We start from the raw sequence: 16,200 nt of genomic DNA, 5'->3' as shown, positions 1-16,200 counted from the left end.
AGTCTGCCTCATCAGCCCAGGAGGCTATGGGATGACGCGACGGTCTCGTTGTCGGTGTGCATGGTGACCACCACGTTCACCCTGCGGCCCTCCAGCACCACGGGCAGCCAGTGGTCCGCGTCCTGCCACATGCGGTCCACCGGCAGGGTGTCCACCCGGAACCACTCGGGCAGGATTTCGTCGCTGGGTTCCGGTTCGCCCTCCCAGGTACGGGCGGTGAACAGCGTGGTCTTCATGTTCCATTCCGGGCGGGCGGGAAAAACGAAGTGGACCGATCCGGCATCTGCCAGGTCCTCCACCTGCAGCACCACCCCGGTCTCTTCAAGGACTTCCCTGATCACGGCCTCCGCGTCGGTCTCTCCCGGTTCCACATGGCCGCCGATGCCAACGATTTTGCCTTTGCCGAACCCGGTTTGCTTGAGTCCCAGGAGGACTTCGTCCCCGTTGTCCCCGTCACGGAGCAGGAAACAGAGGGTGACCTGGGAGGATTCCATGTGCACAACCCTATAGCTGCCGGCGGCCCCTGAAGCTATCCGGCGGCCGGGCCGTCGCCAACCAGTTGCTGCCGGAGTTCCACCGGAAGCCCTTTGGAGGCAAAGTCGCGGTCCATCGCTTCCTGGGGCGTGAGGCCTTGATTGTTCAGTGCCTGGAACTCCCAGTTCAGGACGCTGGCGGTCTGCTGGCGGAAATCGCACAGGAACCGGCCGTCCTGCAGCTTCGCGATCTGGTACCAGGCGTTGCCGCCATCGAGCTGGAGGGCTTTGGCTCCCTCATCCGAGATGGAGAAGGCCAGCCAACCGCCGGCACAACCCAGGACGGTGTAGAGATGCTGTTGGTCTGCGGGAATCGGAAAGATGATGCGCTGCTGGTCGCTTCGCTGCAGGTCCACGTTGTCCATGGTGCAGGGCACACCGCCGGTGCTCAAGCCACCGGCCGCAGTGCTCCCGGATGGAGCCGCCGAAGATGACGCGGTGGCAGTGGGTTGTTCACTGGCAGACGGTGTGGCGGACGGGCCGGCCGGTGCAGGGTTTCCGGTTGCCTCCGGGGGCGCCACGCCGGGCCCGGGCATGGGCCGCTGTGTCATGGCCCCGCCCACGTACACCGCACCAGCCACCGCTGCGGCTGCCAGCACGGTCGCAGCAGTTGTCCGGACGGCTGTCCGTCCCCGCTGGTTGCCGCGTTCCGGTACCCGCGCCGCCGGACGGATGACTTCGGTTTCCCCAAAAGCGGCCAAGGCCTGGGCCGTATCACCTGCGGGCAGCTTGTTCGGTGCCGCCGGCCGGGGTTTGGCGGCCTTCATCAACTGCTCAATGCGGTCCATGGCTAGTCCTTCCGTTCGGTCATAAGATGTGCCGGTGCCGCCTTGGCGAAAGCCCGGCGTGCACGGTGCAGCCGTACGGCAGCAGTTGAGGGAGAACATTCAAGGGCCTGGCCGAGTTCGGGGAGAGTCAGGTCATCCCAGTAGCTGAGCATCAGGATCTCGCGGTCCCGTTCCCGAAGGCGGCCAAGTACCTCTGCTACTGCGGCCTGTTCCCCGGTTTCCTCCTGCAGGACGTTGCCGCGTGCCTCGTCCTGCAGCCGGTCAAGAAGTTCCTGGCGGCGGCGACGGCCCCTGTATTCATTACCGAGCACATGCCGGGCCGTGGCGAGCAGCCAGCCGATGCCGGGCGGCTCCGGAAGTTGTTTCTGCCAGGCAATACGGAACACATCGGCCGCCAACTCCTCGGCCCGGCCCGTGTCGCTGATGCGGCACGCGATATACCGGTAGACCCGCCCCGAATGCTGGGAATGCAGATCGATGAATGCCTGCTCTTCCGCTGCCAACATAGTATTTCCCCCCGGACACTGGTGACTTCTTCTTGAAGACTAAGTGTCCCGGGCGGGGCTGGTTCTTACAGCAGCGGGAAAATTCGTTGTGCGGATCGATGCGACCGTCAGGGCAGGACCCGGCTAGCCCAGCGCCCGTGGATGTGCCGCGGCGTAGATCTCGCGGAGTGTGTCGGCAGTGACCAGCGTGTACACCTGGGTGGTGGTCACCGACGCATGGCCCAGCAGCTCCTGCACCACGCGGACGTCGGCGCCGCCTTCGAGCAGGTGGGTGGCGAATGAATGCCGCAGAGTGTGCGGCGAAACATCGCGGGTGATGTTGGCCTTCTCCGCTGCCGCCTTCAGGATGGTCCAGGCACTCTGCCTGCTGATCCTGCCGCCCCGGGCATTGAGGAACAGCGCGGGCGTTCCCTTTCCCTTGGCGGCCAGCAACGGGCGCCCGCGGACCAGGTAGGCATCCAAAGCCCGGGCCCCGTACGAGCCCAGCGGCACCAGCCGTTCCTTCGACCCCTTGCCGAACAGGCGGACAATGGCGGGCCCTGATTCCGGCGCGGCCAGGGAGATATCGTCAACGTCCAGGCCCACCGCTTCGCTGATCCTGGCGCCGGTGGAATAGAGGAATTCCAGCAGGGCGCGGTCCCGAAGTCCCGTTGCGGTGTCAGTTCCCGCGGCTTCGAGGATGCGGGTCACCTCGTCAACGCTGATGGCTTTGGGCAGCCTCTTCCCGGCCATCGGCGGGTGAACTTCGCTGGCCGGATCCGTGGGCGTGTACCCCTCCAGGGCCCAGAACTTGTGCAGGCCCCGGACAGCCACCACCGTCCGCGCCGCGGAGCGCACGCCCAGGGTGGAGCCGCCGTCGGATCCGTCCGAGAGGGCACGGACGTATCCCGTCACGTGGTGCCGGGTGATATCGCCGGGACGGGTACAGCCGGCGGCGGCGAGGTACCGGGCGTAGCGGGCGAGGTCCCGCCGGTAGGCTGCCAGCGTGTTCACGGCCAGGCCCCGTTCCACGCCCACGTGCTGGAGATAGTCGGTGATTCCGCGGTCGATCGCGGCCGGTATTCCGGCCGGGACAGCACCGGCCAAGGCAGCTCCGGCCGCTCCACCGTTCGCAGTGCCGGGGTTCGGAGCCGGTTCGACCTCCGGAGCCGCTTCAGCCGAGGGACCCGGAACCATCAGCGCTGGCTGGGGTGTGCAGGCCAGGGGGCGTCGGCGGGACGGAGTCCTTCATAGTTGCCGGCCCGGGCCGCGGCGGCGGCAAGGATCCCGACGACGGCGGACGGGTTGTGCAGGCGGCCTGCCAGGACAGAGGCCACGGCATCGTCCAGGCTGATCCAGTGGAACTCGATCTCCGCTTCCTCGTCCGTCCGCTCGTGGCGCTCGTGGTGAGGCACCTCGGTGAGGTCACGGGCCAGGTAGATCCGGATGGCCTCGCTGGAAGATCCGGGGGAATTGAAGACATCGGCCAGGACGTTCCATGTCCCGGCTGCCAAGTCCGCTTCCTCAGCGAGTTCCCGCGCCGCCCCCACCACGAAGTCTTCGCCTTCGACGTCCAGCAGGCCCGCGGGGACTTCCCAAAGGTCCATGCCCACGGGGTGCCGGTACTGCTTCAGCAGCAGGATCTGGCCTTCGCCGTTCATGGGCAGGACGGCGACAGCGCCCGGGTGGTCGATGTAGTCACGGGTGAGGGCGTCCCCGGACTCGGAGAGCTGGAAGGTGTCACTGACAACGTCCCAGATCCGGCCCTGGTAGACCTTCTCCGTAGACAAAAGACGGCGCGGGCTTGGTGCATCCGAAACCTGTTTGGCAGGGGTGGCTTCAGGTGTACCAGGCATCGCGCCGTCCTCTTTGTTCTATTGACTACTTAGCGGTAACGGTACCTGATGCTGCAGGCTCCCCCGCCGCGGGCGCAGCCGTGTCGGCAGCGCCCTCATGGCCGGCACCCTGGTGGCCTGCACCCTGGTGGTCAAGGGCAGCCTTGACCAGTCCGGCGAACAGCGGGTGCGGGCGGGTGGGTCGCGAGCTCAGTTCGGGGTGCGCCTGAGTCGCCACATAGTACGGGTGGACGTCGGCGGGCAGCTCAACGAATTCGACGAGCTTGCCGTCCGGGGAGGTGCCGGAGAAGACCAGGCCCTTCTCGGCAATCTGCTGGCGGTACTTGTTGTTGACCTCGTAGCGGTGCCGGTGGCGTTCGCTGACCGTGGTCTTGCCGTAGGTACCGGCGATGACCGAGCCCTCGTCCAGCTTGGCTTCGTAGAGGCCAAGGCGCATGGTGCCGCCCAGGTCGCCGCGGCCTTCAACGAACTCCAGCTGCTCCTCCATGGTGGCGATGACCGGGTACTTGGAATCCGGCTCGAACTCGCTGGAGGAGGCACCTTCCAGGCCCACCACGTTGCGGGCGTATTCGATGACCATGCACTGCAGGCCAAGGCACAGGCCCAGCACGGGAAGCTTGGTCTCGCGGGCGAACTTGAGGGCGCCCAGCTTGCCTTCAAGGCCACGGATACCGAAACCGCCCGGCACGCAGATGGCGTCCACGCCGTCGAGCGCCTTGATGGCACCCTCACGGGTCTCGCACTCATCCGAGGGGACCCAACGGATCTTGACCTTGGTCTCGTTGGCGAAGCCGCCGGCACGCAGGGCTTCGGTCACCGAGAGGTAGGCGTCCGGAAGGTCGATGTACTTGCCCACCAGGGCGATTTCGACCTGGTGCTTGGGGTTGTGGACGGCTTCCAGGAGACGGTCCCAGCTGGTCCAGTCCACGTCCTTGAACGGCAGGTCCAGGGCACGGACGATGTAGGAGTCCAGGCCCTGGGCGTGCAGGGTCTTGGGGATGTCGTAAATGCTGGGGGCGTCCGGGCAGCCGATGACGGCTTCGAGGTCGACGTCGCACATGCGGCCGATCTTGGCGCGCATGGCTTCGGGGATCTCGCGGTCGGAGCGGATGACGATGGCTTCGGGCTGGATACCGATGGAGCGCAGGGCCGCTACCGAGTGCTGGGTGGGCTTGGTCTTCAGTTCCTGAGAGGGTCCGATGTACGGGACCAGTGACACGTGGACGAAAAAGACGTTGCCGCGGCCCACGTCCTGGCGGACCTGGCGGGCCGATTCGAGGAACGGCTGGGATTCGATGTCGCCAACCGTGCCGCCGATTTCGGTGATGATGACGTCGGGGGCGTTCTTGCCTTCAGCAGGCAGCCGCATGCGGCGCTTGATCTCGTCCGTGATGTGCGGGATGACCTGGACGGTGTCACCCAGGTATTCGCCACGCCGTTCCTTGGCGATCACGGTGGAGTACACCTGGCCGGTGGTCACGTTCGCGGAACCTTCAAGGTTCTCGTCGAGGAAGCGCTCGTAGTGCCCGATGTCCAGGTCTGTTTCGGCGCCGTCGTCGGTGACGAATACCTCACCGTGCTGGAAGGGGTTCATCGTGCCCGGATCCACGTTCAGGTAAGGATCGAGCTTCTGCATCGTGACGGACAGGCCGCGTGCCCGGAGCAGGTGACCGAGGCTGGAGGCCGTCAGTCCCTTACCGAGTGAGGACGCCACACCGCCGGTGACGAAGATGTGCTTGGTCATCTTGGAGGAGCCCGGGAACCGGGAATTTACACGGGAATTTGATAGCTGCACCACGGAATTCGAGCCTATCATCAATTGAGCCTTCCACGGATCGGGCCGAACCTGCACCCAAGCGTTCCAGTCTGCTGGGATGGGGCCACTGAATCAAGAGGCGTCCATCCGGATAGTCCAAAGCCAGCCCGCCCGCTCCCCCGCTTTGTGCCGCGTCAGGCCCGCTGTGGCAGGAGTTTGGCGTCGTCCAGCAGTTCCTGGGCGTGGGCCTGGGCGGACTCGGAGTCCTCCTGGCCGGCCAGCATGCGGGCGAGCTCACGCACGCGTTCCGGCCCGTCAAGGAGGCGGACGTCACTGGAGGTGAAGCCGGTGGCCGTGCCGCCGTCGGCTCCCCTGACGGACGTTTTGGTCACGGTGATGTGCTGGTCGGCAAAGGCGGCCACCTGGGGAAGGTGCGTGACTACGAGCACCTGGACGTGGCGTGCCAGCATGGCCAGCCGGCGGCCGATCTCGACGGCGGCACGTCCGCCCACACCGGCGTCGACCTCGTCGAACACAAACGTGGGAACGGGGTCGACGGCGGCGAGCACCACCTCGATGGCAAGCATCACCCGGGACAATTCACCACCGGACGCGCCCTTGCCCAGGGGCCGGGCCGGGGCACCGGAGTGCGGCTGCAGCAGGAAGGTGATTTCGTCCGGGCCGTGGAGGCCCAGTTGCCCGGAGGGCTCGAGGTTGATCACCAAGGTGGCGTCGGCCATGGCCAGGGCCTTCAGTTCGGCGCTTACCCGGGCAGAGAGGTCCTTGGCGGCCTTGGCCCGGATCTTGCTGATGGCCGCCGACTGCTTGGTCAGTTCTGCTTCGGCGCGGACCACCTCCGCGTCGAGGGCTTCGATGCGGGAGGAGTCGTCCTGCAGCTCGTCGTACCGGGCGCGGGCCTTTTCGGCCCACTCCAGCACTTCGTCGATGGTTGGGGCGTATTTGCGGACCAGCTTGGCCAGGGCTGCCCGCCGGTCCTCGATCTCGGCGAGCCGTTCCGGGCCCTCCGAGTCCAGGCCGGCCTGGTAACTGGCCAGTTCGGTGGCGATGTCATTGAGCAGGAAGCCCACTTCCGCCAGCCGCGCGGCGGCGGAACCGAGTTCGGCGTCGTGCTCGGCCACATGCTCCAGGGTGCGTTTGGCGGAATCCACCAGGGTGGTGGCGTCACCGGTCTCGCCGAAGTCCTCGGCGATGAGGGCCTGGTGTGCCGTGCTGGCGGCAATCCGCAGTTCCTCCACGTTGGCGAGCTTGACGGCCTCGGCCTTCAAAAGCTCGTCCTCCCCCGGCTGCGGATCCACCTCGTCGATTTCGGCCAGGGCCGCCTCCAGGGATTCGGCTTCGCGGAGCCGGTCCCGTGCGGCGCTCTGCAGGCTGTCCAGTTCTGCCTGGCTGGCCTTCCACCTGCTGTACAGCTCCTGGTACGCGGACAGCGGTCCGGCCAGGCTGTCCCCGGCGAACTTGTCCAGGGCTTCCCGCTGGGCCGTGGCGCTTTTGAGCCTGATCTGGTCCGACTGACCGTGCACCACCACCAGCGACTCGCCGATCTCGGCCAGGACGCCCACCGGCGCAGCCCGCCCACCGAGGAACGCACGGCTTCGGCCGTCCGCACCCAGTCGGCGGGCCAGGATGAGCTCAGCGCCGCCGTCGAACTCCTCGGCTTCGGCACCGGCATCAAGCGCACGGGCGATGGCCGGATGTCCGGCGTCAAGCTTGAGCACCGCTTCCGCGGTGGCACTTTTCGCCCCGCTACGGACTGCACCGGCATCCGAACGCGCTCCCAGCAGCAGTCCGACGGCGGTGACCACCATGGTCTTGCCCGCACCGGTTTCACCGGTTACCACGCTCAGTCCAGGGCCGAGCGGCAGCGTTGCGTCGGTGATGACGCCCAGATCGCGGATTCTCAGTTCTTCAAGCATGGCTTCACTTCGCAGTCGACGGATCGGGATCGCTGCCAGGGTTCTCCGCATGCGGTACCGGCAGCGGCGGCATGGGCCGTGGCGTCCGCACGATGGGGATGGGACCGGTGTGCACGGCATCGGACTTGGGCACCGGGCCGCGCCAGCCGTGGATGGGCAGCTCGAACTTGCGGACCAGGCGGGCCGAGAAGGGCGTCTGGTGGGTACGGGCCAGGCGGACCGGGGTGGCCGATTTGGTGACTTCCACGCGGGCGCCGGGCGGCAGGTCCACCGAGCGCCGGCCATCGCACCACAGGACCCCCTGGGCGTCGGTCCGCCCCAGCACCTCAACAGCGAGCCTGGACCGGGGCGATACGACCAGGGGCTTGGCGAAGAGCGCATGCGCGCTGATGGGCACGATCACCAGCGCCTCCACCTCCGGCCACACCACGGGGCCACCGGCGGAGAATGCGTAGGCCGTGGAGCCCGTGGGGGTGGCCAGCACGATGCCGTCGGAGCCGAAGGACGTCAGCGGGCGCTCGTCCACCTCGGTCACGACTTCCAGCATCCGTTCGCGGTTGGCTTTCTCGATGGCGGCCTCGTTTAAAGCCCAGGTGTGCCAAATCTTTTGGCCGCGGACCCAGACCTGGACATCGATGGTCATCCGCTCTTCAACGGTGTACTCGCGGCTGGCGATCCACTCCACCGTCTGGGCAAGGTCCGCCCGCTCGCTTTCTGCCAGGAAGCCCACATGGCCCAGGTTCACGCCCAGCAGCGGCACGTCCACCTCGCGGACCAGCTCAGCGGCCCGGAGGATGGTTCCGTCGCCGCCAAGGACCATGACCAGTTCCACATCGGGCAGCTGGACATGGTCGTGGAGCACCTCCACCGGCTGGGCCAGGTGCCCGAAGAAGCGTTCCATGTCGCCCAGTTCGGACTCCTGCATCACGGGGACCATGCCCGAAGCATGCAGCAGGGCGCAGGCTTCCCATGCGGCCTTCAGTGACTCCTCGCGGCCGGTGTGGGCAAGGACCAGTACACGCCTGCTCATCAGGTTCCGCTCTCTAGTGGTTCGGCCAGATTTGTCCGAGCAAAGCAGCAGCTGCTGCCTCACGCTCTTCGATCTTAGGCAAGTCTTGGGTGATCCTGCGTTTTATCCACAGGAAGTATTCGACGTTTCCGTCCTGTCCGGGCAGCGGACTGGCCGCCAGGCCGCACAGGTCCAGGCCGGCGTCGAGCGCTGCCCTGGCCACCTTCTCCACCGCCATCCGCCGCTCGCGCTCCGACGTGACGACGCCGGTGCGGCCCAGGCGGTCCTTGCCGATCTCGAACTGTGGCTTGACCATCAGCACCAGGTCGCCACCGGGCTCGGTGCAGTCAGCCAGCGGCTGCACCACGAGGGTGAGGGAGATGAAGGAGAGGTCGGCGACCGTCAGGGCGGCCGGGCCGCCGATGTCCGCGGGCGCCATGAACCGGACGTTCATGCCCTCGTGGACCTCCACGCGGGGGTCGTCCCGGAGGTGCGGCACCAGTTGGCCGTGCCCGACGTCGACCGCCACCACGTGTGCGGCCCCCCGCCTCAGCAGGACGTCCGTGAAGCCGCCGGTGGAGGCACCGGCGTCGAGGCACCTTTTGCCTTGGGCCGATACGTCCGGGAACGCGTCCAGAGCGCCGGCCAGCTTGTGCCCCGCACGGCTGGCGTAGGTGTCCCGGTCATCATGTTCGACGGCCAGGTCCCGGCTGTCATCAACCTGCAGGGAGGCCTTGGAAAGGACCTGGCCGCCGGAACTGACCTTGCCCTCGGCGATCAGCGAGGCTGCGTGCGTCCGCGACCTGGCCAGTCCGCGGGCCACCAATGCCTGGTCGAGGCGGACCGGCATCAGGCGGCCCCGCCGGCTTTTTCGCTGCCTGTGGGTTCGCTGTCTGTCGGTTCGCTGTTGAGGGCGGCCAGCAGTTCATCGTGCAGCACGTTGTACACGGCTTCGTGCTCCGCTGCCGGCATCCCGGGCAGGTCGAAAAGCCTGGCGGTGGCCTGTGCCACCTGCGGATCCCTGATGTCCTGCCCGCGGGCCTGCGGCCACTCCGGGGCCGGCTGGGCTGTCGGATGGTCCGGTTCGGTCAGCTCGGTCATTGAACCAGTCTAGTGATCCAGCCACACCAGCTTGGGCGCCTGCGGGGCTGCGGCGTCAGGCGTCATGGCCCACCATGCCGCGCATGCCGCGCGCCAGGAGTTGAGGTCGTCCTGGCTGCCGATGATGCCCACTGCTCCGTTCGCCACGCGCGCTGTCGACTGCCCGCACGTGTAGGTGCCGTCGTCGTGCGTTATCTCCGGGTACGGCCGGTGCAGGTCCGTAAGGTTTTCGATGATGTAAGCGGGACGTTCCGGGGCGCGGGCCGCCAGGATGGTCTCGCGCGTGTCGACGCCGGTCAGGACAGCCACGGTGGCGAACCCGGCATTATTGCCGCCCAGGATGTCCGTGTCCAGCCGGTCGCCCACCACCAGGGGGCGCCCGGCGCCAAGCCGCTTGGCAGCCGAATGGAAAAGCGGCGCTTCCGGCTTACCCGCGACTTTCGGCTGCTGCCCGGTGGCCGCAGCGACTGCAGCCACCAGGGTGCCGTTTCCGGGGGCGATGCCGCGCGCCTGGGGAATGGACATGTCTGTGTTTGTGGCCACCCAGAGAGCACCGGCGTTCACCACGTAGGTGGCTTCCGCCAGGTCCTTCCAGCCAATGGCCGGGCTGAACCCCTGGACCACGGCGACCGGATCCTCGTCCTGGCCGGCCACCGGCACCAGGCCTGCCAGCTCAATTTCGCGGGCGAGGGCCGGGCTGCCGGTGATGAGGATCCTTGACCCCGGCGCCAGCATCGAGGCGAGCAGCTCGGCCGCCGCCTGGGACGAACTGACCACCTGGTTGTCCTCCGCCGGCGCTCCAAGCTCACGGAGATGCGCTGCCACTTCCGCCGGTGATCGGGAGGCGTTGTTGGTGACATAGCCCAGGCCAATGCCCAGCCCGGAAAGCTGCTTCAGCGACTCAACAGCTCCGGGAATGGCGTGGGGCCCGGCGTAGACCACCCCGTCCAGGTCGGCGAGGAGTGCGTCGAAGCGGGAAACCAGGGAAACATCGCTCATCTGTGTTCAGTCTTCCCGGCGGTCTTCGTCGTGCTCGATGCCTGCGTTGTCCGCGTAGGCATCGGCAGCATCGGCGTCGTCGGCGGCCACGGAGTCGAGCTCGTCGTGTTCCACCGAGTCCTGGTCCGATTCTGCGTCGTCAGAAACGAAGTAGTCGGCATCCTGGTCGTCGATGCTGCTGTCCTGCGAGGACTTCGCCTCGGCTGCGCGGGCGCTCCCGGCAGTTGCCTCCGTGGGACCTGCTGCGGGCGTTTCGGCCCCAGCGCCCGTGGAGGCGCGGTCCAGCATCCGGCGGCGTTCTGCCTCTTCCCGGGCTTCCTCTTCCTCGTCCCAGCCGAGGTCGATGATTTCGGGTTCCTCGTCGGCGCCCAGGCCCAGGGCATTTTCTGCCACGACGGCCTGCCGGCTCCACTTCTGCGACTCGTCTTCGCGTCCCACCGCAGCCAGCGCGTCGGCGTAGGCGCGGAAGAGGCGCGGGCTGTATGAGAACGCGCGGTTCATGTCCAGCTGCGGGATTTCAAGTTCGGCTACTGCCGCATCCAGCTGGCCCAGGTCGGTGCGTGCACCGGCCGCGACGATTGCCAGTTCCACCTTGCCGGGGGCATCCAGGTCCTGGGCTTCCTCCGAGCGGGCCACATCCAGGGCGCGGTCGGGGCGTCCCAGGCCACGCTCGCAGTCCGCCATGATGGGGAGGTGGACGTTGGAACCACTGATACGGCGGAAGGTGCGGAACTCGCGCAGCGCCTCACCGTAGTGCCCGGCGGCGTAGGCAGTCAGGCCAACGGCTTCACGGACAGCGGCGAGCCGGCCGCCGCGGCGACTGGCTGCCAGGGCGTGCTGGAAGGCAAGCTCCGGCTCGTCATCGATGAGGCGGCCGGCCATCACCAGGTGGCGGGCCACCCATTCCGAGCTCTTGGCTTCGAGGGTCTTGATTTGGTGCTGGGTGGCGCGGTCCAGTTCTTTACCCGTAACGTCTTCATCGATTTCGGGTGAGCGTTCCCGGTCCGGGCGGTTGGCGCTGCGGAGGTCAGCGGCGTTGGGCACGCGGACAGGACGGTCTTCCTGGCGGTCGCGGCCAAAGCTGCGGGGGCCGGCGCCACGGCCGGACTCGGCGCGGGAGTCACCGCGGTCGAAGCTGCGGGGTGCCCGGTCCTGCCGGTCCCCGAACGGCTTGCGGTTATCGCCGCCACCAAAACCACGGCGGTCGCCTTCACCGTCGCGGCGCGGACGGTCGCCAAACGGCTTACGGTCACGGTCACCGAACTGGCGACGGTCGCCTTCACCGTCGCGGCGCGGACGGTCATTAAACGGCTTGCGGTCACGGTCACCGCCTGCAAAACCACGGCGGTCGCCTTCGCCGTCGCGGCGCGGACGGTCATTAAACGGCTTGCGGTCGCGGTCACCGAAAGGCTTGCGGTCACGATCGCCAAAAGGCTTCCGCTCGCCACCGCCGGCACCGCCAAAACCGCGACGGTCGCCTTCACCATCGCGACGGGGACGGTCACCAAAGGGCTTGCGGTCACGGTCACCGCCCGCAAAACCACGGCGGTCACCCTCGCCTTCGCGACGGGGACGGTCACCGAAAGGCTTACGGTCACGATCACCAAACTGGCGACGGTCGCCTTCACCGTCGCGGCGCGGACGGTCACCAAACGGCTTACGGTCACGGTCACCGAACGGCTTCCGCTCGCCACCGCCGGCACCGCCGCTAAAACCGCGGCGGTCGCCCTCGCCATCGCGGCGGGGACGGTCACCAAACGGCTTGCGGTCACGATCACCAAAAGGTTTACGCTCGCCACCGCCGGCAGAGCCGCCGCGGGAGAAGTTGTTGCCATCGCGGTCGGACCGGGACCGGAATCCGCGGGGCTCACCGCCGGAGTTGTTGTTGCCGCGGAACGCGCCCCGGTCGTTGCCTCGGTTGCCACCGTTATGCTCGGCCATGTGGATTCCTCCTGTTGTGAGCCGACCACTGGCACAACTGCAGCCGCTCGTTTCGTTTCCTACGCAACCCGAAATCAAGCGCTTCGAAGTCCGTACATCTTCATCAATTCTAGTGGAGCCACCAAATCCCCCCGGACAGTGCGGGCCCTGGGACCGGTATCGTGGCCATCTTCACAACGGGGACAGCATGCGGCAGCCGCTGCGCGCTGCAACCGAGCCGCAGGCATGAGCTTCGCCGCCGGACGTCGCTGGCAACTCCTGCTGGTTTTTCGGGTTAAATGTGGGAGGCCCCAACCGTGTGTGGTTGGGGCCTCGACCATGAATGATGTTCCGGCGGTGACCTACTCTCCCACACCCTCCCGGGTGCAGTACCATCGGCGCTGTGGGTCTTAGCTTCCGGGTTCGGAATGGGACCGGGCGTTTCCCCCACGCTATGACCGCCGTAACCCTTCTACCCGTCACCAACCCGTGTGGGGGGTGGTGTGGGAAATCTGTGGTTACAACTCGCTGTCCAGGGACAGCGTTGTGGTGTTGTATGTAGTTGTGTTGGTTCCTACCGTGCCCGTGTTGGGGGGTTGTTGGTTGGGAACCACATAGTGGACGCAAGCAGAATTTTGTATGTATCTGTGTGGTGTAAGTTATTGGCCTATTAGTACCGGTCAGCTTCACGAGTCGTTAGTCCTCGCTTCCACATCCGGCCTATCAACCCAGTGGTCTGGCTGGGGGCCTCTCACACAATAATGTGTATGGAAATCTCATCTTGAAGCGAGCTTCCCGCTTAGATGCTTTCAGCGGTTATCCCATCCGAACGTAGCTAATCAGCGGTGCACTTGGCAGTACAACTGACACACCAGAGGTTCGTCCGTCCCGGTCCTCTCGTACTAAGGACAGCCCTTCTCAAATTTCCTGCGCGCGCAGCGGATAGGGACCGAACTGTCTCACGACGTTCTAAACCCAGCTCGCGTACCGCTTTAATGGGCGAACAGCCCAACCCTTGGGACCTACTCCAGCCCCAGGATGCGACGAGCCGACATCGAGGTGCCAAACCATGCCGTCGATATGGACTCTTGGGCAAGATCAGCCTGTTATCCCCGAGGTACCTTTTATCCGTTGAGCGACGGCCATTCCACAATGTACCGCCGGATCACTAGTCCCGACTTTCGTCCCTGCTCGAGATGTCTCTCTCACAGTCAAGCTCCCTTGTGCACTTACACTCGACACCTGATTGCCAACCAGGCTGAGGGAACCTTTGGGCGCCTCCGTTACTTTTTAGGAGGCAACCGCCCCAGTTAAACTACCCATCAGGCACTGTCCCTGACCCGGATTACGGGCCGAAGTTAGATGTCCAAAGTGACCAGAGTGGTATTTCAACGATGACTCCACCCGAACTGGCGTCCGGGCTTCAACGTCTCCCACCTATCCTACACAAGCCACTCCGAACACCAATACCAAACTATAGTAAAGGTCTCGGGGTCTTTCCGTCCTGCTGCGCGTAACGAGCATCTTTACTCGTACTGCAATTTCGCCGAGTTTATGGTTGAGACAGCGGGGAAGTCGTTACTCCATTCGTGCAGGTCGGAACTTACCCGACAAGGAATTTCGCTACCTTAGGATGGTTATAGTTACCACCGCCGTTTACTGGGGCTTAAATTCTCAGCTTCGCCGTGAGGCTAACCGGTCCTCTTAACCTTCCAGCACCGGGCAGGAGTCAGTCCGTATACATCGTCTTGCGACTTCGCACGGACCTGTGTTTTTAGTAAACAGTCGCTTCCCCCTGGTCTCTGCGGCCCCGATCCCCTCCCGGACGCGAAGTCCGATCAAGGTTGGGGCCCCCCTTCTCCCGAAGTTACGGGGGCATTTTGCCGAGTTCCTTAACCATAATTCTCTCGATCGCCTTAGTATTCTCTACCTGATCACCTGTGTCGGTTTGGGGTACGGGCGGCTAAAACCTCGCGTCGATGCTTTTCTCGGCAGCATAGGATCACCAAATCCCCCCAAACGGGGGTCCCATCAGATCTCAGGCCATATGAGTGGCGGATTTGCCTACCACTCGCCCTACATCCTTAGACCGGGACAACCATCGCCCGGCTCGGCTACCTTCCTGCGTCACACCTGTTAATACGCTTGCCTCCCAGGATCAGGTCCCGCGCTCCACCAAAACCCTTCACCCACAAGGGGTGTCGGGCAGGTCTCGGGCGGTTAGTATCCCCTGTTCAACATGGACGGTTTTTCGCCGGTACGGGAATATCAACCCGTTGTCCATCGACTACGCCTGTCGGCCTCGCCTTAGGTCCCGACTTACCCAGGGCAGATTAGCTTGACCCTGGAACCCTTGATCATTCGGCGGACGGGTTTCTCACCCGTCTTTCGCTACTCATGCCTGCATTCTCACTCGTGTAGGCTCCACCGCTGGTTTACACCGCGACTTCACCGCCCACACGACGCTCCCCTACCCATCCAGACGCCTGAACCACAAGGGCTTAGCTAAATATCTGAATGCCACAACTTCGGCGGTGTACTTGAGCCCCGCTACATTGTCGGCGCGGAATCACTTGACCAGTGAGCTATTACGCACTCTTTTAAGGGTGGCTGCTTCTAAGCCAACCTCCTGGTTGTCTGGGCAACTCCACATCCTTTCCCACTTAGCACACGCTTAGGGGCCTTAGTTGGTGGTCTGGGCTGTTTCCCTCTCGACTATGAAGCTTATCCCCCACAGTCTCACTGCTGCGCTCTCACTTACCGGCATTCGGAGTTTGGCTGACGTCAGTAACCTTGTAGGGCCCATTAGCCATCCAGTAGCTCTACCTCCAGCAAGAAACACGCAACGCTGCACCTAAATGCATTTCGGGGAGAACCAGCTATCACGAAGTTTGATTGGCCTTTCACCCCTACCCACAGCTCATCCCCTCCATTTTCAACTGAAGTGGGTTCGGTCCTCCACGACGTCTTACCGTCGCTTCAACCTGGCCATGGGTAGATCACTTCGCTTCGGGTCTAGATCACGCCACTCACACGCCCTATTCAGACTCGCTTTCGCTACGGCTGCCCCACACGGGTTAACCTCGCGACGTAACACTAACTCGCAGGCTCATTCTTCAAAAGGCACGCCGTCACCAGAATCAGACTGGCTCCGACGGATTGTAAGCACACGGTTTCAGGTACTGTTTCACTCCCTCCCGGGGTACTTTTCACCTTTCCCTCACGGTACTGGTCCGCTATCGGTCATTAGGGAGTATTTAGGCTTATCAGGTGGTCCTGACAGATTCGCACGGGATTTCTCGGGCCCCGTACTACTTGGGATACTCTCACAGGCGGTACAAACACATTACGGTTACGGGACTAACACCCTCTCTGGCCGGCCTTTCAAAACCGTTCACCTATGCGCGCACATCACACCCCACCAGCCCGGCAGAACTGGTATGGAAAGTCCCACAACCCCGACCATGCAACGCCCGCCGGCTATCACACATGGAACGGTTTAGCCTGATCCGCGTTCGCTCGCCACTACTAACGGAATCACTATTGTTTTCTCTTCCTGCGGGTACTGAGATGTTTCACTTCCCCGCGTTCCCCCCACGCACCCTATGTGTTCAGGTACGGGTCACCAAGTCACTCGCGCGCTTGGCGGGGTTTCCCCATTCGGACACCCTGGGATCACAGTCCGGTTATCGACTCCCCCAGGCTTATCGCAGATTCCTACGTCCTTCTTCGGCTCCTAATGCCAAGGCATCCACCGTGTGCTCTTAAAAACTTGACCACAAAGATCAAAAACAAGCTCACTCGAGAGAACCATGAAAA

At 64.6% G+C, this 16,200-nt stretch carries 12 protein-coding genes and 2 rRNA genes; all 14 read right to left on the bottom strand.

Annotated elements, in window-relative coordinates; genetic code table 11:
- Positions 1-11 precede the first annotated feature (11 nt).
- The 14 genes from VIK36_RS08125 to VIK36_RS08060 all read right to left on the bottom strand — a co-directional run bounded on the left by VIK36_RS08125 (position 12) and on the right by VIK36_RS08060 (position 16,159).
- Positions 12-494 (bottom strand): 8-oxo-dGTP diphosphatase, encoded by a 483-nt coding sequence (locus VIK36_RS08125; RefSeq protein ID WP_324644735.1) that lies wholly within the window; start codon positions 492-494, stop codon positions 12-14.
- Between the two features lie 35 nt (positions 495-529).
- Positions 530-1,321: a hypothetical protein gene (locus tag VIK36_RS08120; protein WP_324644734.1), complete on the bottom strand. Its 792-nt coding sequence runs from the start codon at positions 1,319-1,321 to the stop codon at positions 530-532.
- Between the two features lie 2 nt (positions 1,322-1,323).
- Positions 1,324-1,827: a sigma-70 family RNA polymerase sigma factor gene (locus VIK36_RS08115; RefSeq protein ID WP_324644733.1), complete on the bottom strand. Its 504-nt coding sequence runs from the start codon at positions 1,825-1,827 to the stop codon at positions 1,324-1,326.
- Between the two features lie 123 nt (positions 1,828-1,950).
- Complete coding sequence (gene xerD / locus VIK36_RS08110; RefSeq protein WP_324644732.1) at positions 1,951-3,003, bottom strand: site-specific tyrosine recombinase XerD; 1,053 nt, start codon at positions 3,001-3,003, stop codon at positions 1,951-1,953.
- Entirely contained in the window at positions 3,003-3,662 is a 660-nt protein-coding gene (locus VIK36_RS08105) for an NUDIX domain-containing protein (RefSeq protein WP_159632281.1), read from the bottom strand. Before VIK36_RS08105 ends, xerD begins: the two co-directional genes overlap by 1 nt.
- Before the next feature lie 25 nt (positions 3,663-3,687).
- The gene (locus tag VIK36_RS08100; RefSeq protein WP_324644731.1) at positions 3,688-5,478 is read right to left on the bottom strand and encodes a CTP synthase; all 1,791 of its coding nucleotides are present in this window, start codon (positions 5,476-5,478) and stop codon (positions 3,688-3,690) included.
- Positions 5,479-5,612: 134 nt separating this feature from the next.
- Positions 5,613-7,352 carry a DNA repair protein RecN gene (gene recN / locus VIK36_RS08095; protein ID WP_324644730.1) on the bottom strand — a complete coding sequence of 580 codons (1,740 nt, stop codon included), beginning with the start codon at positions 7,350-7,352 and terminating at the stop codon, positions 5,613-5,615.
- Between the two features lie 4 nt (positions 7,353-7,356).
- A complete protein-coding gene (locus VIK36_RS08090; protein ID WP_159632284.1) occupies positions 7,357-8,382 on the bottom strand; it encodes an NAD kinase in 1,026 nt (341 codons plus the stop codon).
- A 13-nt stretch (positions 8,383-8,395) separates the two neighbouring features.
- A complete protein-coding gene (locus tag VIK36_RS08085; protein ID WP_324644729.1) occupies positions 8,396-9,211 on the bottom strand; it encodes a TlyA family RNA methyltransferase in 816 nt (271 codons plus the stop codon).
- On the bottom strand, positions 9,211-9,462 hold the full coding sequence (locus VIK36_RS08080; RefSeq protein ID WP_324644728.1) for a hypothetical protein: 252 nt from the start codon (positions 9,460-9,462) through the stop codon (positions 9,211-9,213). Before VIK36_RS08080 ends, VIK36_RS08085 begins: the two co-directional genes overlap by 1 nt.
- A 9-nt stretch (positions 9,463-9,471) precedes the next feature.
- The gene (locus VIK36_RS08075; protein ID WP_324644727.1) at positions 9,472-10,461 is read right to left on the bottom strand and encodes an HAD-IIA family hydrolase; all 990 of its coding nucleotides are present in this window, start codon (positions 10,459-10,461) and stop codon (positions 9,472-9,474) included.
- A gap of 6 nt (positions 10,462-10,467) precedes the next feature.
- Positions 10,468-12,402 carry a hypothetical protein gene (locus VIK36_RS08070; RefSeq protein ID WP_324644726.1) on the bottom strand — a complete coding sequence of 645 codons (1,935 nt, stop codon included), beginning with the start codon at positions 12,400-12,402 and terminating at the stop codon, positions 10,468-10,470.
- 328 nt (positions 12,403-12,730) lie between these two features.
- Positions 12,731-12,847 (bottom strand): 5S ribosomal RNA (gene rrf / locus VIK36_RS08065).
- A 183-nt stretch (positions 12,848-13,030) separates the two neighbouring features.
- Positions 13,031-16,159 (bottom strand): 23S ribosomal RNA (locus VIK36_RS08060).
- Between the last annotated feature and the right edge of the window lie 41 nt (positions 16,160-16,200).

The organism is Pseudarthrobacter sp. LT1 (assembly GCF_035621795.1).
GTDB lineage: Bacteria > Actinomycetota > Actinomycetes > Actinomycetales > Micrococcaceae > Arthrobacter.
Note: the sequence above shows the minus strand (reverse complement) of the source record. Positions and strands in the feature narration are given on the sequence as shown.

Excerpts from the sequence above, each read along its gene's own strand:
- VIK36_RS08125 (WP_324644735.1), bottom strand. The coding sequence starts at position 494 with ATGGAATCCTCCCAGGTCACCCTCTGTTTCCTGCTCCGTGACGGGGAC.
- VIK36_RS08120 (WP_324644734.1), bottom strand. The coding sequence starts at position 1,321 with ATGGACCGCATTGAGCAGTTGATGAAGGCCGCCAAACCCCGGCCGGCG.
- VIK36_RS08115 (WP_324644733.1), bottom strand. The coding sequence starts at position 1,827 with ATGTTGGCAGCGGAAGAGCAGGCATTCATCGATCTGCATTCCCAGCAT.
- xerD (WP_324644732.1), bottom strand. The coding sequence starts at position 3,003 with ATGGTTCCGGGTCCCTCGGCTGAAGCGGCTCCGGAGGTCGAACCGGCT.
- VIK36_RS08105 (WP_159632281.1), bottom strand. The coding sequence starts at position 3,662 with ATGCCTGGTACACCTGAAGCCACCCCTGCCAAACAGGTTTCGGATGCA.
- VIK36_RS08100 (WP_324644731.1), bottom strand. The coding sequence starts at position 5,478 with ATGATAGGCTCGAATTCCGTGGTGCAGCTATCAAATTCCCGTGTAAAT.
- recN (WP_324644730.1), bottom strand. The coding sequence starts at position 7,352 with ATGCTTGAAGAACTGAGAATCCGCGATCTGGGCGTCATCACCGACGCA.
- VIK36_RS08090 (WP_159632284.1), bottom strand. The coding sequence starts at position 8,382 with ATGAGCAGGCGTGTACTGGTCCTTGCCCACACCGGCCGCGAGGAGTCA.
- VIK36_RS08085 (WP_324644729.1), bottom strand. The coding sequence starts at position 9,211 with ATGCCGGTCCGCCTCGACCAGGCATTGGTGGCCCGCGGACTGGCCAGG.
- VIK36_RS08080 (WP_324644728.1), bottom strand. The coding sequence starts at position 9,462 with ATGACCGAGCTGACCGAACCGGACCATCCGACAGCCCAGCCGGCCCCG.
- VIK36_RS08075 (WP_324644727.1), bottom strand. The coding sequence starts at position 10,461 with ATGAGCGATGTTTCCCTGGTTTCCCGCTTCGACGCACTCCTCGCCGAC.
- VIK36_RS08070 (WP_324644726.1), bottom strand. The coding sequence starts at position 12,402 with ATGGCCGAGCATAACGGTGGCAACCGAGGCAACGACCGGGGCGCGTTC.